The organism is Stutzerimonas tianxiuensis, assembly GCF_053470365.1.
The window spans coordinates 72,351-94,155 of sequence record NZ_JBPVWS010000007.1; the positions used below are offsets into that span (position 1 = coordinate 72,351).

At 57.9% G+C, this 21,805-nt stretch carries 21 protein-coding genes; 13 read left to right on the plus strand and 8 right to left on the minus strand.

Annotated elements, in window-relative coordinates:
- Positions 1–37 precede the first annotated feature (37 nt).
- The 4 genes from ehuC to ACSSNI_RS10850 all read left to right on the plus strand — a co-directional run bounded on the left by ehuC (position 38) and on the right by ACSSNI_RS10850 (position 2,566).
- Positions 38–697, plus strand: a complete 660-nt coding sequence (gene ehuC, locus ACSSNI_RS10835) for an ectoine/hydroxyectoine ABC transporter permease subunit EhuC (RefSeq protein ID WP_102837674.1) — start codon at positions 38–40, stop codon at positions 695–697.
- Positions 694–1,353 (plus strand): ectoine/hydroxyectoine ABC transporter permease subunit EhuD, encoded by a 660-nt coding sequence (gene ehuD, locus ACSSNI_RS10840; protein ID WP_102837673.1) that lies wholly within the window; start codon positions 694–696, stop codon positions 1,351–1,353. Before ehuC ends, ehuD begins: the two co-directional genes overlap by 4 nt.
- Positions 1,350–2,183 carry an ectoine/hydroxyectoine ABC transporter ATP-binding protein EhuA gene (gene ehuA / locus ACSSNI_RS10845; RefSeq protein WP_325166600.1) on the plus strand — a complete coding sequence of 278 codons (834 nt, stop codon included), beginning with the start codon at positions 1,350–1,352 and terminating at the stop codon, positions 2,181–2,183. The genes ehuD and ehuA overlap by 4 nt, the downstream gene beginning before the upstream one ends.
- A 65-nt stretch (positions 2,184–2,248) precedes the next feature.
- Positions 2,249–2,566: a tetratricopeptide repeat protein gene (locus tag ACSSNI_RS10850; protein ID WP_159969463.1), complete on the plus strand. Its 318-nt coding sequence runs from the start codon at positions 2,249–2,251 to the stop codon at positions 2,564–2,566.
- Between the two features lie 32 nt (positions 2,567–2,598).
- Here the strand turns inward: ACSSNI_RS10850 and ACSSNI_RS10855 are convergent, their stop codons facing one another.
- The 3 genes from ACSSNI_RS10855 to ACSSNI_RS10865 all read right to left on the minus strand — a co-directional run bounded on the left by ACSSNI_RS10855 (position 2,599) and on the right by ACSSNI_RS10865 (position 4,432).
- Entirely contained in the window at positions 2,599–2,874 is a 276-nt protein-coding gene (locus ACSSNI_RS10855) for a PilZ domain-containing protein (protein ID WP_148925728.1), read from the minus strand.
- A gap of 28 nt (positions 2,875–2,902) precedes the next feature.
- Positions 2,903–3,790 carry a lysophospholipid acyltransferase gene (locus tag ACSSNI_RS10860; RefSeq protein ID WP_200640229.1) on the minus strand — a complete coding sequence of 296 codons (888 nt, stop codon included), beginning with the start codon at positions 3,788–3,790 and terminating at the stop codon, positions 2,903–2,905.
- Positions 3,791–3,865: 75 nt separating this feature from the next.
- A complete protein-coding gene (locus ACSSNI_RS10865) occupies positions 3,866–4,432 on the minus strand; it encodes a DNA-3-methyladenine glycosylase I (RefSeq protein WP_200640227.1) in 567 nt (188 codons plus the stop codon).
- A gap of 140 nt (positions 4,433–4,572) precedes the next feature.
- On the opposite strand from ACSSNI_RS10865, the gene glyQ reads away from it, so the two are divergent.
- From glyQ to ACSSNI_RS10885, 4 genes are read left to right on the plus strand one after another with little or no spacing between them, the layout of a single operon-like run.
- Positions 4,573–5,520 (plus strand): glycine--tRNA ligase subunit alpha, encoded by a 948-nt coding sequence (gene glyQ / locus ACSSNI_RS10870; protein WP_102837667.1) that lies wholly within the window; start codon positions 4,573–4,575, stop codon positions 5,518–5,520.
- Positions 5,517–7,571 carry a glycine--tRNA ligase subunit beta gene (gene glyS / locus ACSSNI_RS10875; protein ID WP_200640225.1) on the plus strand — a complete coding sequence of 685 codons (2,055 nt, stop codon included), beginning with the start codon at positions 5,517–5,519 and terminating at the stop codon, positions 7,569–7,571. Before glyQ ends, glyS begins: the two co-directional genes overlap by 4 nt.
- A 4-nt stretch (positions 7,572–7,575) precedes the next feature.
- Complete coding sequence (gmhB, locus tag ACSSNI_RS10880) at positions 7,576–8,118, plus strand: D-glycero-beta-D-manno-heptose 1,7-bisphosphate 7-phosphatase (protein ID WP_200640729.1); 543 nt, start codon at positions 7,576–7,578, stop codon at positions 8,116–8,118.
- The gene (locus tag ACSSNI_RS10885) at positions 8,115–8,852 is read left to right on the plus strand and encodes a lysophospholipid acyltransferase family protein (RefSeq protein WP_200640223.1); all 738 of its coding nucleotides are present in this window, start codon (positions 8,115–8,117) and stop codon (positions 8,850–8,852) included. The genes gmhB and ACSSNI_RS10885 overlap by 4 nt, the downstream gene beginning before the upstream one ends.
- Positions 8,853–8,920: 68 nt before the next feature.
- On the opposite strand, the gene ahpF is transcribed toward ACSSNI_RS10885, so the two are convergent.
- The 5 genes from ahpF to dnaA form a co-directional block, all read right to left on the minus strand.
- Complete coding sequence (gene ahpF, locus ACSSNI_RS10890) at positions 8,921–10,486, minus strand: alkyl hydroperoxide reductase subunit F (protein ID WP_200640221.1); 1,566 nt, start codon at positions 10,484–10,486, stop codon at positions 8,921–8,923.
- A gap of 212 nt (positions 10,487–10,698) precedes the next feature.
- Complete coding sequence (gene gyrB, locus ACSSNI_RS10895) at positions 10,699–13,113, minus strand: DNA topoisomerase (ATP-hydrolyzing) subunit B (protein WP_200640219.1); 2,415 nt, start codon at positions 13,111–13,113, stop codon at positions 10,699–10,701.
- The gene (recF, locus tag ACSSNI_RS10900; RefSeq protein ID WP_200640217.1) at positions 13,110–14,222 is read right to left on the minus strand and encodes a DNA replication/repair protein RecF; all 1,113 of its coding nucleotides are present in this window, start codon (positions 14,220–14,222) and stop codon (positions 13,110–13,112) included. The genes gyrB and recF overlap by 4 nt, the downstream gene beginning before the upstream one ends.
- A 12-nt stretch (positions 14,223–14,234) precedes the next feature.
- Positions 14,235–15,338 carry a DNA polymerase III subunit beta gene (gene dnaN, locus ACSSNI_RS10905; protein ID WP_148925719.1) on the minus strand — a complete coding sequence of 368 codons (1,104 nt, stop codon included), beginning with the start codon at positions 15,336–15,338 and terminating at the stop codon, positions 14,235–14,237.
- A 37-nt stretch (positions 15,339–15,375) separates the two neighbouring features.
- Positions 15,376–16,836, minus strand: a complete 1,461-nt coding sequence (dnaA, locus tag ACSSNI_RS10910; protein WP_102837660.1) for a chromosomal replication initiator protein DnaA — start codon at positions 16,834–16,836, stop codon at positions 15,376–15,378.
- A 513-nt stretch (positions 16,837–17,349) separates the two neighbouring features.
- On the opposite strand from dnaA, the gene rpmH reads away from it, so the two are divergent.
- From rpmH to mnmE, 5 genes are all read left to right on the plus strand, one after another.
- Positions 17,350–17,484, plus strand: coding sequence for a 50S ribosomal protein L34 (rpmH, locus tag ACSSNI_RS10915; RefSeq protein WP_019340723.1), 135 nt, complete (start codon positions 17,350–17,352; stop codon positions 17,482–17,484).
- A gap of 17 nt (positions 17,485–17,501) precedes the next feature.
- Positions 17,502–17,894, plus strand: a complete 393-nt coding sequence (gene rnpA / locus ACSSNI_RS10920) for a ribonuclease P protein component (RefSeq protein WP_102837659.1) — start codon at positions 17,502–17,504, stop codon at positions 17,892–17,894.
- Positions 17,887–18,132, plus strand: coding sequence for a membrane protein insertion efficiency factor YidD (yidD, locus tag ACSSNI_RS10925; RefSeq protein ID WP_102837658.1), 246 nt, complete (start codon positions 17,887–17,889; stop codon positions 18,130–18,132). Before rnpA ends, yidD begins: the two co-directional genes overlap by 8 nt.
- 2 nt (positions 18,133–18,134) lie before the next feature.
- Complete coding sequence (yidC, locus tag ACSSNI_RS10930; protein ID WP_200640215.1) at positions 18,135–19,808, plus strand: membrane protein insertase YidC; 1,674 nt, start codon at positions 18,135–18,137, stop codon at positions 19,806–19,808.
- 68 nt (positions 19,809–19,876) lie between these two features.
- On the plus strand, positions 19,877–21,244 hold the full coding sequence (mnmE, locus tag ACSSNI_RS10935) for a tRNA uridine-5-carboxymethylaminomethyl(34) synthesis GTPase MnmE (protein ID WP_200640213.1): 1,368 nt from the start codon (positions 19,877–19,879) through the stop codon (positions 21,242–21,244).
- The last annotated feature ends 561 nt before the right edge of the window (positions 21,245–21,805 follow it).

The window sequence follows — 21,805 nt, forward strand, 5'->3', positions numbered from 1 at the left end:
CAGCGGCTACTGCCGCGCCGGCCACTGGAAATCCAAGATGACCGAACTCCTCCCCCTCCTGCTGCAAGGGGCCTGGGTGACCGTACAGATCACCTTTTTCGGCTCCCTGCTGGCAATTGTCGCCGCGCTGATCGGCGCTCTGGGCCGACTGTCGCCAATCAAGCCGCTGCGCTGGCTGGCCATCGTCTACATCGAAGTCTTCCGCGGCAGTTCGCTGCTGGTGCAGCTGTTCTGGCTGTACTTTGTCCTGCCGATGCCGCCGTTCAATATCGCCATGAGCGCGTTCAATGTTGCCGTGATCGGACTCGGTCTGAACATCGGCTCCTATGGTGCCGAGGTACTGCGTGGCGCCATCCGCTCGGTGCACGAAGGTCAGTACGAGGCCTGCCAGGCGCTGAACATGACCGCCGGCCAGCGCTTGCGCCGGGTTATCCTGCCGCAGGCATTGCTGGCCGCCATCCCGCCCGGTACCAACCTGCTGATCGAACTGCTGAAAAACACCTCGCTGGTGTCCCTGATTACGCTGTCCGATCTGGCCTTCCGGGCTCGCCAGCTTGATCAGGCCACCCTGATGACACTGGAAATCTTCGGCCTGGCACTGGTGATGTACTTCGTGCTCGCACAGATCATCAACTTTTCCATGCGCACCCTTGAGCGGCGACTGGCGCGCGGCCGCATGCGGGGAGGCATGTCATGAATTTCTTCGATTGGGAATTTGCCTGGGAGATTCTGCCCAGGCTGCTTGATGCCTCACTGAAAACCATCGGCATCACCATCGCCGGGTTTTCCATCGCCATCGTGCTGGGGCTGTTCCTGGCAGTAGGGCGTCGCAGCCGGCATCGCTGGTTGTCCTGGCCAATGACCGGTCTGATCGAGTTCGTCCGCAGCACACCGCTGCTGATTCAGGTGTATTTCCTGTTTTTCGTCCTGCCCAACTACGGCTTCAACCTGTCCGCGCTGCAGGCGGGCATCTTTGGTATCGCGCTGCACTACGCCTGCTACACCGCCGAGGTCTACCGCGCCGGACTCGATGCGGTGCCGCGTGCGCAATGGGAGGCGGTCACCGCGCTGAACATGAAGCCGCTCAACGCCTACCGCAAGGTAATCCTGCCGCAAGCGTTGCGACCGATTCTCCCGGCGCTGGGTAACTACATGATTTCGATGCTCAAGGACACGCCCGTGCTTTCCGCCATCACGGTGGTGGAGATCATGCAGCGGGCCAAGAACATCGGCTCGGAACACTTCCGTTACCTTGAACCGATCACCATGGTCGGCCTGTTCTTCCTCATTCTCAGTCTCGGCCTTGCCTGGTTCGTACGCCGACTGGAAAACCGTATGGAGCTTGCCCGATGAACGCACCGATGCCTGCCGGCGACACACAGAACTCAGCCAGCACCGCCAACGAGCCGGAGCTGATGGTGCAGTTTCGCGATGTGAGCAAACACTTCGGCGATCTGACCGTGCTCAATCATCTCGACCTTGATGTACGAACCGGGGAGAAGGTCGCCATCATCGGCCCCAGCGGATCCGGTAAGTCCACGCTGCTGCGGGCACTGATGACTCTGGAAGACATCGATGAAGGCGTGATCATGGTCGATGACGAACCGCTGACCCACATGCCGGATGCCCACGGCAATCTGGTGCGTGCCAATGCACGGCACCTGCGGCGCGTCCGCGGCAAGGTGGGCATGGTGTTCCAGAGCTTCAATCTGTTCCCCCACATGAGCACCCGGCAGAACGTGATGGAGGCACCGGTGCAAGTGCTAGGGCTGTCGAAAAAGGATGCGCTCGAGCGGGCAGAGGAGCTGCTGGCCATGGTCGGGCTGGAAGACAAACTCGACCATTACCCCTCGCAACTGTCCGGTGGTCAGCAACAGCGCGTAGCCATTGCCCGAGCCTTGGCGATGCGGCCCAAGGTCATGCTGTTCGACGAAGTGACCTCTGCACTGGATCCGGAACTCTGCGGCGAAGTCCTCAACGTCATCCGCCGTCTGGGTGATGCGCACAGCCTGACCATGCTAATGGTCACACACCAGATGGGCTTCGCGCGGGAATTCGCCGACCGTGTATGCTTCTTCAACGAGGGCCGGATCCACGAACAGGGCACCCCGGACGAGCTGTTCGGCAATCCCCAGGAGACGCGCACGCAGGAATTTCTCAGCGCAGTCACCCAGGCGAGCTAGGCTGGTGGTGCGAGTACGCCACTGCTTCGGCGGCTACCGCAGGTTTGAATTTCCAGGGGAGCGCGATGATCGAATCACTGCAGAAGATGCTGGCCAAGGGCATGGACAACCCCATGCTGCGCTTCGGGCTGGGCAAGGGTTATCTGGACGCTGGTGACGCTGCAGAAGCCGCGATTCACCTGCAACGCAGCGTCGAACAGGATCCGAACTACTCTGCCGCCTGGAAACTGCTCGGCAAGGCACGACAGGCCAGTGGAGATCTAGACGGCGCGAGGCGCGCCTGGGAACAAGGCCTGCTCGCGGCGCAAGCGCATGGCGACAAGCAGGCCGAGAAAGAAATGGACGTGTTTCTTCGCAAACTCAACAAACCGGCCGGCAGCTAGGCCAGCCGCTCAAGCCTGGGCGGGCTGCTGAATCAGTCTTCTTGCTGGACGAAGCGCAGCCCAACACCTTCGGCATCGACCCGCATCACTTCCATTTGCAGCACCGGCGCGGGAATCGGGAGATCCTGAACCTGCCCACTGACCGTCATGCCCGGCTGCAGCTCGGTCAGCTGCGGGTGTTTGACATACACGCCGCCATCGGAGAGATCGCGGGTGTGCGCGAACACTTCGCCAAATGATTCATGGGTGATGCGGATGCGGCACTTCATCGGTGCGCGCGGATGCTGTCGCTGATTCGGGTTGCTCATTGAAGTCCCTTTGCTGGATGAGCTGTCGTTAATACCAGCGTTTTTCGCCGGCGGGTCGCTTTTTGAAGCGCTTCATGGTCCACATGTACTGGCTCGGCCAAGTACGCACGTAGCGCTCGATGACGCCGCTCATGGCCGCCACCGCGACCTCGACATCCTCGTCGTACATGGCAGGCGGCGCCGCCTCGAGGATCACCTTGTAGCCCGAACCGTCATCCAAGCGCAACGCATGAAGAAACACGCCCACAGCCTTGCCGCCCGTGAGCATGCCGGGCACGAACTTGCTCGTCAGCGCTTGCGTGCCGAGGAACGGCACGAACACGCCAGCGCCTTCGCTGGGTTCCGGATCCGCCGGTATGCCCACGGCGCCGCCCTTACGGACTTCCTTGATGACACTGATGATGCCTTCGCGAGTCGAGGGTGCGACCTTGTTGCCCAGCTGGACACGCTGGCGTTGCAGAAGATCATCGACCGCCTTGAGCTTTGGTGGGCGATAAAAAATGATGGGGTTGCACTGTGCGCAGTAGAAGTGATTGAGCACTTCCCAGTTGCCGAGATGACTGGTGATGCCCACCACACCCTTGCCTGAAGCCAGCGCCTGCTCCAGAACCTCAAGGCCCTGGACTTCCTTGACCAGACGCAGCGTCTTGTCTGCTGGCCAGATCCAGGCGCAGGCACTCTCAGTAAAAGCCATGCCGATCTGCTGCAGGCTCTGTCCGAGCAAGCGCTCCCGTTCGGCAGTTTCGAGTTCTGGAAAGCATCTGGAAAGATTGATCCGGGCGACTTCGCGAGAGCGGTTGGGTAGCTTCCACATCAGCCAGCCAATGAAGCGACCCGACCCCTGAACCGCGCGCCAGGGGAGTAGGGCGAACAGGCGCAGAAAACCAACCACCAGCGCACCTTTGAGCTTGTCCAAGGATCTCTCCCGAAAAATCAAAGACGCTAGTGTAACTGCTTCGTGCAGTTGGCAACTCCTGAAGCCGTCATGGCGTCAGGCGCTGCTCGCGGTTGTCGCCAGCGCCGGGTATTGATCGCAGTCCGTGGTGTGATCCATAACCATGCCGCACGCTTGCATAAAGGCGTAACAGATGGTCGGCCCGACAAAGCTGAACCCGGCCTTCTTCAACGCACGGCTCATCGCTTCCGCTTCGGCAGTTACTGCCGGAACCTGGCTGATCGAGTCGAAGTGGTTGATCTTCGGTTCGCCACCCACAAAGGACCACAACCAACCGGCCGGATCGTCCAGCTCGAGCCAGCGCTGCGCATTGCACCGTGCGGCTTCCAGTTTTCGACGGTTGCGGATGATGCCGGCGTCGAGCATACGTTCGTCAATTTCGGCATCGGTCATCTGTGCCAGACGCTTCGGATCGAAGCCGAACAGCACTTGGCGATAACGCTCTCGCTTGCGCAATACCGTGATCCAGGACAGCCCCGCCTGTGCACCTTCGAGGATGAGAAATTCGAAGAGGATCTGAGGATCACGGGTAGGCACGCCCCATTCGCGGTCGTGGTATTCGATGTACAACGGGTCGTCATTGCACCAGGCGCAACGCGGCATGTTTTCAAGTCCTTGAACGAGGCGAATGGCCGATCGGAAAGTGGGAGTGGCGATACGCCGTAGAGCACCCGTCTCCACGGGTTCGAGCTGTTATCGGGTATACTCCGAGGCTTTCTGTCGAAGCCAGCACAGGTGAAATTTTGACTCAGCCTACGCCTGCCGTGCGCACCTTCCAAGACCTGATCCTTGCCCTGCAAAACTATTGGGCAGAGCAGGGGTGTGTCGTTCTGCAACCCTATGACATGGAAGTCGGCGCCGGTACCTTTCATACCGCCACCTTCCTGCGCGCGATCGGTCCCGAGACCTGGAACGCAGCCTATGTGCAGCCTTCGCGCCGGCCCACCGACGGCCGCTATGGCGAAAACCCGAACCGCCTGCAGCATTACTACCAGTTCCAGGTGGTCCTCAAGCCGAACCCGGAGAACTTCCAGGAGTTGTACCTCGGGTCGCTCAAGGCCATCGGCGTCGACCCGCTGGTCCACGATATCCGCTTCGTCGAAGACAACTGGGAATCCCCGACATTGGGCGCCTGGGGTCTGGGCTGGGAGATATGGCTCAACGGCATGGAAGTCACTCAGTTCACCTACTTCCAGCAAGTAGGCGGCATCGAGTGCTATCCGGTGACCGGCGAAATTACCTATGGCCTCGAGCGACTGGCCATGTACCTGCAAGGCGTTGACTCGGTCTACGACCTGATCTGGACGGATGGCCCGTTTGGCACCGTCACCTACGGTGATGTGTTCCATCAGAACGAGGTGGAGCAGTCCACCTACAACTTCGAACACGCCAATGTCGAAAAGCTGTTCGAACTCTTCGACTTCTACGAATCGGAAGCCAACCGGTTGATCGAACTGGAGCTGCCGTTGCCCACCTATGAAATGGTGCTGAAGGCCTCGCACACCTTCAACCTGCTGGATGCGCGCCGGGCTATCTCGGTAACCGCACGGCAGCAGTACATCCTGCGTGTGCGGGCGCTGGCTCGCTCGGTCGCGCAGAGCTATTTGCAGGCGCGCGCCAAACTCGGCTTTCCCATGGCCACCCCGGACCTGCGTGACGAAGTACTGGCCAAGTTGGAGGCAGCAGAATGAGTGCACTGGATTTCCTGGTCGAGCTCGGCACCGAAGAGCTGCCGCCCAAGGCCCTGGGCAAACTGTCCGACGCGTTCCGCGCAGGCATCGAAAACGGCTTGAAGGACGCCGGCCTCAAGCATGGTCGGGTGCAGGCCTTCGCCGCACCTCGGCGTCTGGCGGTATTGATCGAGCAGCTCGACACCGAACAGCCTGACCGCAGTATCAACCTCGACGGGCCGCCTCTGCAGGCGGCCTTCGACGCCGAAGGCGAGCCGACCCAGGCGGCCTTGGGCTTCGCTCGCAAGTGTGGCGTGGACCTGGCAGAAATCGACCGCAGCGGCCCGAAGCTCAGATACAGCCGTTCGATACCCGGCCAGGCAACCTCCGAGCTGCTTCCGGCTATCGTCAAAACATCGCTCAATGAGTTGCCGATCCCCAAGCGCATGCGCTGGGCCTCGCTTAGGGAAGAGTTCGTCCGGCCAACGCAGTGGCTGGTCATGCTGTTCGGTGATCAGGTCATCGATTGCACTATCCTTACGCAACGCGCCGGTCGCGAATCGCGCGGGCATCGCTTTCACAGCCCGAACCCGGTCCGCATTTCCAAGCCAGCGAGCTATCTTGAAGACCTGCGCGGCGCTTACGTCATCGCCGATTTTGCTGAGCGTCGCGAGCTGATCGCCAAGCGGGTCGAGCAGCTGGCCAGCGAGCAGAGCGGCCGCGCCATCGTGCCGCCAGCGCTGCTGGACGAGGTGACTGCGCTGGTCGAGTGGCCTGTACCGCTGGTGTGTTCCTTTGAAGAGCGCTTCCTGGAAGTGCCGCAGGAAGCCTTGATCACCACCATGCAGGACAACCAGAAGTATTTCTGTCTGCTGGACGCCAACGGCAAGCTGCTTCCGCGCTTCATCACGGTTGCGAACGTTGAATCCAAGGATCCGGCTCAGATCGTTGCAGGTAACGAGAAGGTGGTGCGCCCGCGCCTCACCGACGCCGAGTTCTTCTTCAAGCAGGACAAGAAACAAGCGCTCGACAGCTTCAACGAACGCCTGAAAAACGTGGTCTTCCAAGCTCAACTCGGGACCGTGTACGACAAAGCAGTGCGCGTCTCCAAGCTCTCCGCGTTTATCGCCGAACGCACTGAAGGCAATGCGCACTGGGCAGCACGCGCGGGCCTGTTGAGCAAATGCGACCTGGCTACCGAAATGGTGGCCGAGTTTCCCGAAATGCAGGGCATCGCGGGTTACTACTACGCTGTCAACGATGGTGAACCCACCGACGTCGCCTTGGCACTGAATGAGCAGTACATGCCCCGCGGTGCCGGTGCAGAGCTACCCAGCACCCATACAGGCGCCATCCTGGCTGTGGCCGACAAGCTCGACACCCTGGTCGGCATCTTTGGCATCGGTATGCTTCCCACAGGTAGCAAGGATCCCTACGCACTTCGCCGCGCGGCCTTGGGCATCCTGCGCATCCTGATCGAGAAGCGCCTGGATCTTGACCTGGTCGCCGCGGTGCGCTTCTCCATCAGTCAGTTCGCTGGCCAAGTGAAAACCGAGGGCCTGGCCGATCAGGTTCTCGAATTCATCTTTGATCGACTGCGTGCACGGTATGAGGATGAAGGCGTCGAGGTGGCGTCCTATCTGGCGGTTCGTGCCGTTCATCCGGGCTCGGCCCTCGACTTCGATCAGCGCGTGCAAGCCGTACAGGCGTTCCGCAATCTGCCGGAGGCCGAGGCCTTGGCTGCAGCGAACAAGCGCGTCTCGAATCTGTTGAGCAAGTTCGAGGCGAAGCTGCCAGCCACCGTCGAGCCCCGTTACTTCGACAGCGCTACCGAGTTCTCTTTGTATTCTGCGCTGCAGCAGGCCGAGCAAGCCGTGCAGCCTCTGGCTGCGGACCGTCAGTATCGCGAGGCGCTTGAGCGTCTGGCGCACCTGCGCGGTCCGGTGGATGCCTTCTTCGAGGCGGTACTGGTCAACGCCGAAGACGCTTCGGTCCGCGCCAACCGCTATGCCTTGCTTGCCCGGTTGAGAGGATTGTTCCTTGGCGTTGCCGATATTTCCGCACTTGGCTAAGCCGGTGAAGCTGATCGTGCTGGATCGCGACGGCGTGATCAACGAAGACTCTGACGCCTATGTAAAGAGTCTGGGTGAATGGATTCCGATTCCAGGCTCGATCCAGGCGATCGCGCGGCTGTGCAAGGCCGGCTGGACAGTGGCAGTCGCCACCAATCAGTCGGGCCTTGCCCGAGGTCTGTTTGACGCCACTACGCTCGGCGACATGCATTTCAAGATGCAGCAGCTAGCAATGGAAGAGGGTGGTCGCGTCGACTTGATCGTGCACTGTCCGCATGGTCCCGACGATGGTTGTGATTGCCGCAAACCGCTGCCCGGCTTGTTCCAGCAGATCGCAGAACACTTCCATCTGGACGATCTCAAGGGCGTTCCGGTGGTAGGTGACAGTCAACGCGATCTGGTTGCTGGCATGCGTCTTGGTGGCCTGCCTTATCTGGTTCGCACCGGAAAAGGCTTGAAAGCTTCAGACGGTACGCTGCCACCTGGCACCCAAGTGTTCGATGACCTGGCTGCCGTGGTCGATCATCTGTTGGGAGCGAAACGATGAGCGCCTTGCTGCCGATTCGCATCGTCCTGTTCTACCTGTTGCTGTCATTCACGGCGTTTGCCTGGTGTTTGGTCAGCCTGGTGTTCGCACCCTTCATGTCATTCCGCACACGCTACCGGTTCGTGGTCCAGACCTGGTGCCGCAGCGCCGTCTGGTTAGCCAAGACCATTATCGGTCTGCGTTATGAGGTGAGCGGTGCGGAAAACGTGCCGGAGAAGCCCTGCGTGATTCTGTCCAAGCACCAGAGCACCTGGGAAACGTTTTTCCTTTCGGCCTACTTCGAACCATTGAGTCAGGTGCTCAAGCGCGAACTGCTCAACGTGCCGTTCTTTGGATGGGCAATCCGGCTGCTCAAACCCATTGCGATTGACCGTGAGAATCCCAAGGAGGCGTTACGCCAGGTCGCCAAGCAGGGACTGGAACGGCTCGAGCAGGGTGCCTGGGTGTTGATCTTTCCAGAAGGTACTCGCGTTCCCGTTGGCCAAGTCGGCAAGTTCTCGCGCAGCGGTGCGGCGCTGGCAGTCAACGCCAAGCTTCCGATTTTGCCTGTCGCGCACAATGCCGGTACGTTCTGGCCCCAGTCCGGTTGGGGCAAGCGACCTGGGGTCATTCAGGTGGTCATAGGTCCTGCTATGCATGCCGAGAGCGAAGGTCCCCGGGCTGCAGCTGAGCTCAACCAGCGCGCCGAAGACTGGATCAATTCGACCGTGGCGGAGTTGGAACGCAACGTTTGACCTAAAAAAATAGGGCAATACAAAAGGGGAGCAGACTGATGTCTGCTCCCCTTTTTTTACCCCAACGCTCAGTCTTCCACCGAGCTGCGAATCAGATGATCGAAGGCACTCAGCGAAGCTTTAGCGCCTTCACCAACGGCGATGACGATCTGCTTGTACGGCACCGTGGTGACGTCACCTGCCGCGAAGATGCCCGGAAGCGATGTCTCGCCACGCGCATCGACGATGATCTCGCCGCGTGAGGTCAGCTCTACCGTACCTTTCAGCCAATCAGAGTTGGGCAACAGGCCGATCTGCACGAAGATACCTTCCAGTTCCAGCTCATGGAATTCACTGGAGTTGCGGTCCTTGTAGGTCAGGCCGATTACCTTCTTGCCGTCGCCGATGACTTCACTGGTCAGCGCACTGGTGATCACGGTGACGTTGGGCAGGCTGTGCAGCTTCTTCTGCAGCACCGCATCGGCACGCAGCTGGCTGTCGAACTCGAGCAAGGTGACCTGAGCGACGATACCCGCCAGGTCGATCGCCGCTTCCACGCCCGAGTTGCCGCCGCCAATCACCGCGACGCGCTTGCCCTTGAACAGCGGGCCGTCGCAGTGCGGACAGTAGGCCACGCCACGGCCACGGTATTCCTGCTCGCCCGGGACGTTCATTTCGCGCCAGCGCGCGCCGGTGGCCAGGATCAGCGTCTTGGCTTTCAGCGAGCCACCATTTTCGAGCTTGATCTCGTGCGGACCGCCTTCGCTTGAAGCGGGGATCAACTGCGCCGCACGCTGCAGGTTCATGATGTCGACGTCGTACTCGCGAACGTGGTTTTCCAGTGCACGAGCCAGTTTTGGACCTTCGGTCTCGTTGACCGAGATGAAGTTTTCAATGGCCATGGTGTCCAGCACCTGTCCACCGAAACGCTCGGCGGCAACACCGGTACGGATACCCTTACGCGCCGCGTAGATGGCCGCTGCAGCGCCGGCCGGGCCACCGCCGACCACGAGCACGTCGAAGGCGTCCTTGGCGCTGAGTTTCTCAGCATCACGCGCCGAGGCGCCGGTGTCGAGCTTGGCGAGGATTTCCTCTTCACCCATGCGGCCCTGACCGAACAGCTCACCGTTGAGGTAGATGCTCGGCACGGACATCACCTGGCGAATGGTGACTTCTTCTTGGAACAACGCACCGTCGATGGCGACGTGACGGATATTCGGGTTGAGCACAGCCATCAGGTTCAGTGCCTGAACTACATCGGGGCAATTCTGGCAGGACAGCGAGAAATAGGTTTCGAAGTTGTATTCGCCGTCGAGGTTCTTGATCTGCTCGATGACGTCAGGCGCGGTCTTGGACGGGTGACCGCCTACCTGGAGCAGGGCCAGTACCAAGGATGTGAACTCGTGGCCCATCGGAATGCCGGCGAAACGCAGACTGATGTCGCCACCGATTCGGTTGAGCGCAAATGATGGCCGGCGAACGTCGTCGCCGTCAGTACGCAGGGTGATCTTGTCGCTCAAGCTGGTGATGTCTTCCAGCAGGCTGAGCATTTCCTGGGACTTGGCGCCGTCACCGAGGGACGCAACGATCTCGAACGGCTGGGTGACCTTTTCCAGATAGGTTTTGAGTTGCGATTTCAGGTTGCTGTCGAGCATGTCGAGTACCCCTTACTCAGAAGCTTATTAAAGGAAGCGGTTGAATTTAGATGGACGTAGCTTAAAAGTCGGAGAGGAGTTCGGAAAATTGATTAAATGCAGCAGAACGATTAAACGAAACTATATGGTCCAATCGAGACGTTCCACGTGAAACAAAAAACCCGGCCTAGGCCGGGTTTCTTGCTACCGCTTACTGACGATTGTCTCTTCCATCAGAAGTCCAGATTGGAGACAGCCAGTGCATTCGATTCGATGAAGTCACGACGGGGTTCTACAGCGTCCCCCATGAGGGTGTTGAAGATCTGGTCTGCACCAATAGCATCCTCAATCGTGACCTTGAGCATCCGTCGCACCGCCGGATCCATCGTGGTTTCCCACAGCTGATCAGGATTCATTTCACCAAGCCCCTTGTATCGCTGAACGCTGTGACGTCGCGTACCTTCGGTCATCAGCCAATCAAGAGCTTGCTTAAACGTGGCAACCGGCTTTTTGCGCTCACCACGCTGAACATAGGCTCCTTCTTCAAGAAGGCTGTTCAGCTTGTCACCCAGCACTGTGACCGTCTTGTAGTCGTTACTGCCGAAGAAGTCGCGGTTGAATGTGATATAGCTCGCCAACCCGTGCGAAATGATCTCGACTTCCGGAAGCCACAGATTACGCTCCTTGTCTTCGCGCAGGCTTGCCCTGTATGCCAGGCCAGATCGTTCGACGCCTTTCAGCAGCGCAGCGTAGGGCTCTAGCCAGGCCTGCATCGCCGCGTGATCACCCAACTGCTCCACGGTCACCCTGGGCAGATAGATGAAATGCTCTGTCAGCTCCTGTGGGTACAGACGCGAAAGACGTTGAAGCGTTTTCATCACGGTACGGTAGTCATTGACCAGACGCTCCAGCGCCTCACCGGACAAGCCGGGCGCGTGCTCGTTGACGTGCAGGCTGGCGTCTTCCAGAGCCGACTGGGTCAGGTATTCGTCCATCGCCTCGTCGTCTTTGATGTACTGTTCCTGCTTACCGCGCTTGACCTTGTAGAGTGGCGGTTGCGCGATATACACATAACCACGTTCAATCAGCTCGGGCAGCTGGCGGAAGAAGAACGTCAGTAGCAACGTACGAATGTGAGAACCGTCAACGTCGGCATCGGTCATGATGATGATGTTGTGGTAGCGCAACTTGTCGATGTTGTACTCATCGCGACCGATACCACAGCCGAGCGCGGTGATCAGGGTGCCCACTTCCTGCGATGAAATCATCTTGTCGAAACGAGCTTTCTCGACGTTGAGGATCTTGCCCTTGAGCGGCAGGATGGCCTGGGTCCTGCGGTTGCGGCCCTGCTTGGCAGAACCGCCCGCGGAGTCACCCTCCACGATGTAAAGTTCGGAAAGGGCAGGGTCCTTTTCCTGGCAGTCGGCTAGCTTACCGGGGAGGCCCGCGATGTCCAAGGCACCCTTGCGTCGAGTCATCTCGCGCGCTTTGCGTGCTGCTTCACGTGCTCGCGCAGCATCGATCATCTTGCCAACTACGGCCTTCGCCTCGTTGGGATGCTCGAGTAGAAAATCCCCGAAGTGCTTACCCATCTCCTGTTCTACGGCGGTCTTTACTTCGGACGAAACCAGCTTGTCCTTGGTCTGCGAGCTAAACTTCGGGTCCGGCACCTTGACCGAAATGATCGCGGTCAAGCCTTCGCGCGCATCGTCACCTGTCGTAGCAACCTTGTGCTTCTTGGCCAAACCTTCCTGTTCAATGTAATTGTTCAGGTTGCGCGTCAACGCCGATCTAAAACCGGCCAGATGGGTTCCACCGTCGCGCTGAGGGATGTTATTGGTGAAGCACAGCAGGTTTTCGTTGAAGCTGTCATTCCACTGAAGCGCTACCTCGACACCGACACCATCGTCACGCTGAACATTAAAGTGAAACACTTCATTGACCGGCGTCTTGTTGGTATTGAGATAAGCCACGAAAGCACTGAGCCCACCTTCGTACTTGAACAACTCTTCCTTGGCGTTGCGCTCGTCGCGCAGGATGATTCCGACACCGGAATTCAGGAATGACAGCTCACGCAGCCGTTTGGCGAGAATATCCCAGCTGAAGTGAATATTCTGAAAGGTCTCAGCCGAGGGCTTGAAGTGGATTTCAGTCCCCGAATCTTCGGTTTCTCCGACTGCTGCGAGCGGGGCTTGCGGTACACCGTGGCGGTAGGTTTGTTCCCACACCTTACCTTCCCGGCGAATTGTCAGGATGAGCTCCTCGGACAAGGCGTTCACTACCGAAACACCCACACCGTGAAGGCCGCCGGAAACTTTGTAGGAGTTGTCGTCGAACTTACCGCCTGCGTGCAAAACAGTCATGATGACCTCTGCTGCAGACACGCCTTCTTCGTGAATGTCTACCGGGATGCCACGACCGTTATCGCGAACGCTGATCGATTCATCGACATGGATAGTGATCGAAATATCGCTGCAGTGACCTGCCAAAGCTTCATCGATCGAGTTATCGACGACTTCGAAGACCATATGGTGCAGACCAGTTCCATCGTCCGTGTCGCCGATATACATGCCGGGGCGCTTACGTACGGCATCAAGGCCCTTGAGCACCTTGATACTGGACGAATCGTACGTGTGGTTTTCGCTCATGCCTTCACTCCCGAGGGGCCGTGGTCCTGGGCTATCGCTCCATGTTCCACGTGAAACATTGAGACTGGCGTGTCGCAACACCAGCCTTCTCGCAATATGTTCGAATCAACACAGGTGATAAATACCTGGCAATTCAACTGTTCAAGCAACCTGCACAACGCAAGCCGGTGCTGATCGTCCAATTCGGACGGTAAGTCGTCGACCAAGTAGATACACTGGCCTCGCTTGGCTTCGCTTACCAGATGACCTTGAGCAATCCGCAACGCGCACACCACCAGCTTCTGCTGGCCGCGGGATAGGGTCTCCGCGGCATTGTGGTTAGCAATTCGCAATCGAAGGTCAGCCCGCTGGGGACCCGCCTGAGTGTGTCCCATGAGCCTGTCTCGTTCGATTGAAGCCGCAAGCACTTCACTTAGAGAACGTCCTTTATCCCAGCCACGGTAGTAGCTGAGCTGAAAACCTTCGAGGTCCAAAAGCGCCGCCAGAGTGGCCTCGAAAATCGGCTTCAGCGCCTGAATATAAGCCCGTCTGTATCCATCGATTTCATCGCTCGCGGCGCTTAATTCGCGGCTCCAGGCCGCCTGAGAAGCGGGGTCAAGTGTACCACGTCGCAGCCACGAGTTACGTTGCCTCAGAGCCTGCTGGAGACGCTGCCAGGCCTGAATAAAGCGGGGTTCCACGTGAAACACACCCCAATCCAGAAACTGGCGGCGGAGCTTGGGGGCACCCTCAAGCAAGCGGAAACTGTCCGGATTGATCAGCTGTAACGGTAAGGCTTCAGCCAATTCCGCTGCGCTTCGAACAGTCTGCCCATTAATCCGAATGCGCGCTTCACCGCTGCGATCTCGGGAGATTCCGAGGGCGCTCGACTGACCATCAGCCATTTCGACCTGGCCAAAAACCGTGCAGCTGGAATGCTCATGACTAATGACAGGTGTTAGACGTGTACTGCGGAAAGAACGGGCCATTCCAAGAAGATGAATCGCCTCGAGGAAACTGGTTTTCCCGCTACCGTTATCACCGTAGAGAATATTGACACGAGGGGAGGGGTTTAGCGTCACCGGCTGCAGATTGCGAATGCCGGTGACGGAGATGCGGCTAAGTGACATTCAATGAATGGGTTACAGGCGCATCGGCATAACGACGTAGGCCGAGTCGTCGTTGTCGTACTCCTGAACCAGAGCACTGCTGTTCGCATCGGAAAGAATCAACCGGACCTGATCAGTCGTCATGACACTAAGCACATCGAGCAGATAGCTGACGTTGAAACCGATTTCCAAAGCCCCACCGGTATAGTCCACTGCGACTTCTTCTTCAGCTTCTTCCTGCTCGGGGTTGTTCGCCTGTATTTTCAACAGACCAGATTCCAGCTGCAGCCGGATACCACGGTATTTCTCGTTGGAAAGAATGGCCGTACGGCTGAACGCTTCGCGCAGGGTCTGGCGTTCACCCACCACCAACTTGTCACCGCCGCGGGGGAGCACACGCTCATAGTCAGGGAATTTCCCATCAACAAGCTTGGAGGTAAAAGTAAATTCACCTGTGGTAGCCCGAATGTGATGTTGGCCCAGGACGATGCTTACTTCACCGTCCTGATCCGTAAGAAGCCTTGCCAACTCGAGGATGCCCTTACGCGGAACGATCACCTGATGTCGGTCGGGCTGTTCGATGCCAGCTTGCATGGAGCACATGGCCAAACGATGTCCGTCAGTTGCGACCGCGCGCAGCATTCCACTTGAAACCTCGATCAACATACCGTTCAGGTAGTAACGCACATCCTGCTGTGCCATGGCGAAGCTGCTGCGCTCGATTAAACGGCGCATCTTGCCTTGGTTAACGCTGAAGTTCAGCGAGCCAGGCCCTTCCTCTACAGTAGGAAAATCATTGGCTGGCAAGGTTGAAAGCGAAAAGCGGCTGCGCCCGGATTTGATCACAATCTTCTGGTCATCCAGCCGGATATCGATAAGCGCATCAGGCTGCAAGCTTTTGCAGATATCCATCAGTTTGCGCGCGGGTACCGTGATCTCGCCTGGCTCGGATGCATCCTCCAAGGCGACACGACCAACCAACTCGACTTCAAGATCAGTGCCGGTAAGCGAAAGCTGATGGTCCTGGACCACCAGCAAGACGTTCGACAACACCGGCAGGGTCTGTCGACGCTCGACGACGCCGGCCACCAGCTGCAGAGGTTTCAACAAGGCTTCGCGCTGAATAGTGAAATGCATGGTCTGGTCCCTTGCCTATTAAATGGCCGCAGTCTGTTCAGGTTGTCAAAGTGCGCAGCAAATTCTTGTAATCTTCGCGAATATCCGCATCCAATTCACGAAGTTCGGCAATCTTACGACAAGCGTGTAGCACCGTCGTGTGATCGCGCCCACCGAAGGCGTCGCCGATTTCCGGCAAGCTGTGATTGGTGAGCTCTTTGGACAATGCCATCGCGACCTGCCGAGGCCTCGCGACCGAACGCGAGCGTCGTTTCGAGAGGAGATCCGATATCTTGATCTTGTAGTATTCAGCGACGGTGCGCTGAATGTTATCAACACTTACCAGCTTGTCTTGCAGTGCAAGCAGGTCTTTCAACGACTCGCGAATCAGCTCGATGGTAATGTCACGCCCCATGAAATGAGCATGGGCGATTACGCGTTTCAATGCTCCTTCCAGTTCGCGAACATTCGAACGGATGCGCTGCGCAATGAAAAACGCAGCATCATGTGGAAGCTCGACGTTGGCCTGATCAGCCTTCTTCATCAGGATCGCCACACGGGTCTCAAGCTCCGGCGGCTCGACGGCCACAGTCAGCCCCCAGCCGAAGCGCGACTTCAAGCGCTCTTCGAGCCCGTCAATTTCTTTCGGGTAACGGTCACTGGTGAGGATTACCTGCTGGCCACCTTCAAGCAAGGCGTTGAACGTGTGGAAAAACTCTTCCTGCGACCGTTCTTTCTTGGCGAAGAACTGGATGTCGTCAATCAACAACGCATCCACCGATCGATAGAAGCGCTTGAACTCATTGATCGCGTTGAGCTGCAGAGCCTTGACCATATCCGCAACGAACCGCTCGGAATGCAGATAGACCACCTTGGCGTTAGGGTTCTTCTTCAGCAGATGATTGCCAACCGCGTGCATCAAGTGCGTCTTGCCAAGTCCTACGCCGCCATACAGAAACAACGGGTTGTAGCCATGCTTGGGATTGTCGGCCACCTGCCAGGCAGCTGCCCGCGCCAGTTGGTTGGACTTACCTTCGACAAAATTCTCAAAGGTGAACGTGCGGTTGAGATAACTGGTGTGCTTGAGCCCACCCTCGACCTGAACGTTGCGTTCCGCGGGCCGCGAAGGTGCGCTAGGCGCAGGCACTGCCATTGGTTCGGCAGATGGGGTCGGCTCGTTGAACGATGCAGGCGGCGGCGCAGCGGCGGCAGGTGCGCCAACCTGCGCCTGAGAACGAGGAACGGAGCCGACAGCTGGCCGCGAAGAAGCCACTCGCCGGCTGCCTATCAGCAGAGAGAGTGAAGGCACGGCTCCAGTGGCACGTTCCGACAGCAGCTCCATCAAGCGCGAAAGATACTTCTCGTTAACCCAATCGAGCACAAACCGGTTCGGGGCATAGACCCGCAACTCATCTCCATCAGCTTCAATCTGAAGCGGACGAATCCAAGTGTTGAATTGCTGGGCCGGCAGCTCATCTCTCAAGAGGTCAATACACTGCTGCCAAAGTTCCACCGACACGGACTCTCCTAGACGCTGTAACGCTCAAAACGGAGCTCATTGTAGCCCTGAGCCCATCAGTTATCCACAGTCCAAGGGCAGTTATATAGGAAGCAGGCGATCCAACCATGCTTGGTGATCATTGAAACCAGCCTCCTAAGGTTTGTTGATAACCATGCTCCAGCCCATTGGAAAAGCCTGTGTACAGCTTGCGGTGGTTCGGGGCTGTGTATAAGTTCTGCTTCCATCCACAGGAAACGCAGTGGCTTTGCACTGCAAACGCACCGTTTCCACAGAAGGTTTAAGAGCGCTGTACGCCTTGCACTGCGTGGGCTACAGGCACCTGTCCACAGAAAATGGCTCCACCATCTATAAGCACTGCATTAAGAAGAGCTTTATCTTCTTTCTCTATCTATTAATTTCTGAATGAATGGCGCTGGTTGGAAATTGACCTCACCGCGCGGCTTCTCTACAATCGCCGGTCTCTTAAAAGGGGGCCATTCCGGCCCGCAACGAATCACCAGGTAACGCATCATGAAACGCACTTTCCAACCCAGCACCCTCAAGCGCGCTCGCACCCACGGTTTCCGTGCCCGTATGGCCACCAAAAACGGTCGTGCCGTTCTGTCGCGTCGTCGCGCCAAAGGTCGTAAGCGTCTGGCAGTCTGAAGACGTCGGAACAGGTAGTGAGTCGAGACTTCGGTCGGGAAAAGCGTCTGCTGACCCCGAGCCAGTTCAAGGCGGTCTTCGACTCCCCCGACGGTAAGTTACCGGGCAGGAATGTCCTGCTACTGGTGCGCGAAAATCAGTTGCCACACCCGCGAATCGGATTGGTAATTGGCAAGAAGAGCGTCAAGCTCTCGGTAGAGCGCAATCGCATCAAGCGGCAACTGCGTGAAACCTTTCGTCTCCACCAGATGGAGTTGACGGGGTGGGACATCGTGGTCATCGCACGCAAGGGCCTCGCGGAACTGGATAATCCAGAACTGGCAAAGCAGTTTGCCAAACTCTGGCGACGCTTGGCTCGTACGCCGGCGCCGGATACCAAGCAGGTCCAGAGCAACGCCGCCGATGCGTAAGCTCGCACTCGTCCCCATCAAATTCTACCGGTACGCCATCAGTCCGATGATGGCCAGCCACTGTCGCTTCTACCCAAGTTGCTCCTGCTACGCACAAGAGGCCATTGAAACTCATGGCTTGCTGCGCGGTGGCTGGCTGAGCCTATGCAGGCTTGGCCGTTGCCATCCATGGAATCCGGGCGGCTATGATCCCGTGCCTTCCAACACCCCCTCCAATTCATCTTCGATGACCGAGTAACCATGGATATCAAACGCTCGATCCTGCTTGTCGCCCTGGCAGTCGTTGCTTACCTGATGGTTTTGCAGTGGAACCAGGACTACGGTCAGACCGCTATCCCTGACGAAACACGCCAGGAGCAATCTACGGCTGCGCAGCTTCCCGCTGTACCAACCAACAGTGATGTGAATGCGCAGGGGGATATCCCTGCCGTAAGTACTGAACCGTCGGCCAACGCGGTAGCCGACGGTCAGGCCAGTTCTGAATTGATCCACGTACGCACTGACGTACTGGACGTCGCGATCGATCCCCGCGGTGGCGACATTGTCGACCTGCGCTTGCCAGAGTTTCCTCGTCGGCAAGATCGTCCTGACGTGCCGTTCCAGTTGTTCGAACGTAGCGGCGAGAGGACCTATGAAGCCCAGAGCGGCTTGATTGGGAACGGTCCGGACAAAGCAACTGGTCGTCCGCTATACAGCAGCGAGCAACAGCAATACCAATTGGGTGAGAATCAGGACCAGCTGGTCGTTGATCTGCAATTCAGCGAAGACGGCGTCAACTACACCAAGCGCTTTACCTTCAAACGAGGCGACTACGATCTTGGCGTGCGCTATCTGATCGACAACCAAAGCGATCAAGCGTGGACCGGTCATATGTTCGGTCAGCTGAAACGTGATGACAGCAAGGATCCGTCGTCGAGTACCGCAACTGGCACAGCAACCTACCTGGGCGCGGCGCTCTGGACCAAAGACGAGCCCTACACTAAGGTTTCCATGGGGGACATGGACGACAAGAGTCTGAAGAAGACCGTTGAAGGTGGCTGGATAGCATGGTTGCAGCACTACTTTGTGACCGCGTGGATTCCAGCGCCTGACCAGACCAATCTGGTACAGACACGCAAGGACAGCCAGGGCAACTACATCATCGGTTTCACCGGTCCCGCTGTTTCGGTTGCACCGGGCAGTCAGGGTGAGACCTACGCTACCCTGTATGCCGGTCCGAAAAGTCAGGACCAGCTGGAAGAGCTGTCACCCGGCCTCCGTCTGACCGTTGATTACGGCATTCTCTGGTTCATCGCCCAGCCGATATTCTGGCTACTTCAGAATATCCATGCACTGCTGGGTAATTGGGGCTGGTCGATCATCGCGCTGACTATCGTGATCAAATTGGCGTTCTTCCCGCTCTCGGCTGCAAGTTACAGGTCGATGGCCCGCATGCGTGCGGTTTCGCCGAAAATGCAGGCGCTCAAAGAGCAGTTCGGCGACGACCGCCAGAAGATGTCTCAGGCGATGATGGAGCTGTACAAGAAAGAGAAGATCAATCCACTCGGAGGCTGTCTGCCGATCCTGGTGCAGATGCCCGTCTTCCTCGCGTTGTACTGGGTTCTGCTGGAAAGCGTCGAAATGCGCCAGGCGCCATGGATGTTCTGGATCACAGACCTGTCGATCAAAGATCCTTTCTTCATTCTGCCGATCATCATGGGTCTGACCATGTTTATCCAGCAGCAATTGAACCCTACGCCACCGGACCCGATGCAAGCCAAGGTGATGAAGCTGCTGCCAATTATCTTCACCTTCTTCTTCCTCTGGTTCCCGGCAGGCCTGGTGCTGTACTGGGTCGTTAACAACTGCTTGTCGATCGCGCAGCAGTGGTACATTACCCGCAAGATCACCGGACAGACTGCCAGCGCAACCTGATCCGTCGAAGTGAACAGAACGCCCCTTAATTGGGGCGTTTTGCATTATCGATACCTGGGAGAGTTTTGATGAGCCAAGATCGCGAAACCATCGCTGCCGTCGCCACTGCACCCGGCCGTGGTGGAATCGGCGTAGTCCGCGTTTCCGGCCCGCGAGCCAAAGCCGTCGCGATCACGCTTAGCGGTCGCGAGCCGGTTCCAAGACATGCCCACTACGGCCCCTTCCATGCCGATGATGGTGAAGTGATCGATGAGGGTTTGTTGCTGTTCTTCCCCGGCCCCCACTCGTTTACCGGCGAAGATGTTCTGGAACTTCAAGGTCATGGCGGCCCCGTCGTGATGGACATGTTGTTGCAGCGTTGCATAGAGCTCGGCATCCGGCCTGCTCGTCCCGGCGAGTTCAGCGAACGAGCGTTCCTCAACGACAAGCTGGACCTGGCCCAGGCAGAGGCGATCGCGGACCTTATCGAAGCGAGCTCGGCGCAAGCAGCGCGTAATGCAGTGCGCTCCCTTCAGGGTGATTTCTCCCGGCGCGTGCATCACCTCACCGAAAGCCTGGTGCAGCTGCGCATCTACGTCGAAGCAGCGATCGATTTTCCGGAGGAGGAAATCGATTTCCTCGCAGACGGCCGAGTGCTCGGGTTGCTGGAGCAGCTTCGCACAGAGTTATCCACAGTTCTTCGTGAGGCAGGGCAGGGCGCATTGCTGCGTGAGGGCATGAACGTGGTCATTGCAGGCCGACCCAACGCCGGCAAATCGAGCCTGCTCAATGCTCTGGCAGGGCGTGAGGCGGCAATCGTGACCGACATTGCAGGTACCACGAGAGATCTGCTCAAAGAGCATATCCAGATTGATGGAATGCCCTTGCACATCGTCGATACAGCCGGACTGCGTGATACGGAGGACCAGGTGGAACGAATCGGCGTGGATCGGGCCATCAAAGCCATAGAGGATGCCGACCGGGTATTGCTGGTGGTCGATGCGAGTGCGGCGTCTGGTGCTGATGATGATGTCCTGTGGCCGGGTCTGCTGCTGACCCGACCAGACCCAGCGAAGACCACGGTGATTCGCAATAAGGCCGACATTACGGGTGACGCCGTCAGTATATCAGTCGCCCCAGATGGACATACCACGCTCAGCCTGTCGGCCCGTTCAGGTGACGGTCTTGAATTGCTCCGTGGGCATCTCAAGCACTGTATGGGCTATGACCAGACAGCGGAGAGCGCATTTAGCGCAAGACGCAGGCACCTGGACGCGCTGCGCAAGGCTGCCGAGCACCTTGACCATGGTCATGCTCAGTTAACGCTGGCAGGCGCAGGTGAACTCCTGGCTGAAGACCTTCGTCAAGCGCAGCAGGCACTTGGCGAGATCACCGGGGCATTCAGTTCCGACGATCTGCTTGGCCGAATCTTCTCCAGCTTCTGCATCGGCAAATAGTCGGTCTCTAGCCACGCTGTGGCGCTCAGACCTTTCCTGAACGCTATCCGTTCCTGAGGGGGCGACCTCCCACAGCCACCCCAGCATTCCAGTTCGACATCAGCCCTTCAGTTGGAGGGCCTGTCCACCTGCTCGCCTAAAATTCTCCTCCATCCCTGCCATTTTGTTGTTTTCAGCGCAGCGTGCCTGGCAGTTTGCATAAAGATAGGACGCTTAAGCTCTGTGGAAAACCCTGCTTAAGCTCGGTCAATAAGCAGTGCGCAAAGCGACTGCTGCAGGTGACTGTGGATAAGGTGTGATTCCATACACAGGGTGTTAACCGGGCTTCCACCGCTTGTACGGCTCCTGAACACAGCGTTTCTTCCGGCTGCAACCAGCGTTAAATAAGCGTTTCAGCGTTCTATCCACAGATATGCGCTGCGTATTTATAAACATAAAAATAAGCTTTAAATCATTTCTCTTTTTTATCTATTAAGGCCTTCTCTTGAGCTAGAGCGCTGCAGCTGATCATTTTTTGTTCAGAGGCCTTCTTTCGCGCTCTCCTAGTGCCTATACTGGCGA

Excerpts from the sequence above, each read along its gene's own strand:
- ehuC (WP_102837674.1), top strand. The coding sequence starts at position 38 with ATGACCGAACTCCTCCCCCTCCTGCTGCAAGGGGCCTGGGTGACCGTA.
- ehuD (WP_102837673.1), top strand. The coding sequence starts at position 694 with ATGAATTTCTTCGATTGGGAATTTGCCTGGGAGATTCTGCCCAGGCTG.
- ehuA (WP_325166600.1), top strand. The coding sequence starts at position 1,350 with ATGAACGCACCGATGCCTGCCGGCGACACACAGAACTCAGCCAGCACC.
- ACSSNI_RS10850 (WP_159969463.1), top strand. The coding sequence starts at position 2,249 with ATGATCGAATCACTGCAGAAGATGCTGGCCAAGGGCATGGACAACCCC.
- ACSSNI_RS10855 (WP_148925728.1), bottom strand. The coding sequence starts at position 2,874 with ATGAGCAACCCGAATCAGCGACAGCATCCGCGCGCACCGATGAAGTGC.
- ACSSNI_RS10865 (WP_200640227.1), bottom strand. The coding sequence starts at position 4,432 with ATGCCGCGTTGCGCCTGGTGCAATGACGACCCGTTGTACATCGAATAC.
- glyS (WP_200640225.1), top strand. The coding sequence starts at position 5,517 with ATGAGTGCACTGGATTTCCTGGTCGAGCTCGGCACCGAAGAGCTGCCG.
- ACSSNI_RS10885 (WP_200640223.1), top strand. The coding sequence starts at position 8,115 with ATGAGCGCCTTGCTGCCGATTCGCATCGTCCTGTTCTACCTGTTGCTG.
- ahpF (WP_200640221.1), bottom strand. The coding sequence starts at position 10,486 with ATGCTCGACAGCAACCTGAAATCGCAACTCAAAACCTATCTGGAAAAG.
- gyrB (WP_200640219.1), bottom strand. The coding sequence starts at position 13,113 with ATGAGCGAAAACCACACGTACGATTCGTCCAGTATCAAGGTGCTCAAG.
- recF (WP_200640217.1), bottom strand. The coding sequence starts at position 14,222 with ATGTCACTTAGCCGCATCTCCGTCACCGGCATTCGCAATCTGCAGCCG.
- dnaN (WP_148925719.1), bottom strand. The coding sequence starts at position 15,338 with ATGCATTTCACTATTCAGCGCGAAGCCTTGTTGAAACCTCTGCAGCTG.
- rpmH (WP_019340723.1), top strand. The coding sequence starts at position 17,350 with ATGAAACGCACTTTCCAACCCAGCACCCTCAAGCGCGCTCGCACCCAC.
- yidD (WP_102837658.1), top strand. The coding sequence starts at position 17,887 with ATGCGTAAGCTCGCACTCGTCCCCATCAAATTCTACCGGTACGCCATC.
- yidC (WP_200640215.1), top strand. The coding sequence starts at position 18,135 with ATGGATATCAAACGCTCGATCCTGCTTGTCGCCCTGGCAGTCGTTGCT.
- mnmE (WP_200640213.1), top strand. The coding sequence starts at position 19,877 with ATGAGCCAAGATCGCGAAACCATCGCTGCCGTCGCCACTGCACCCGGC.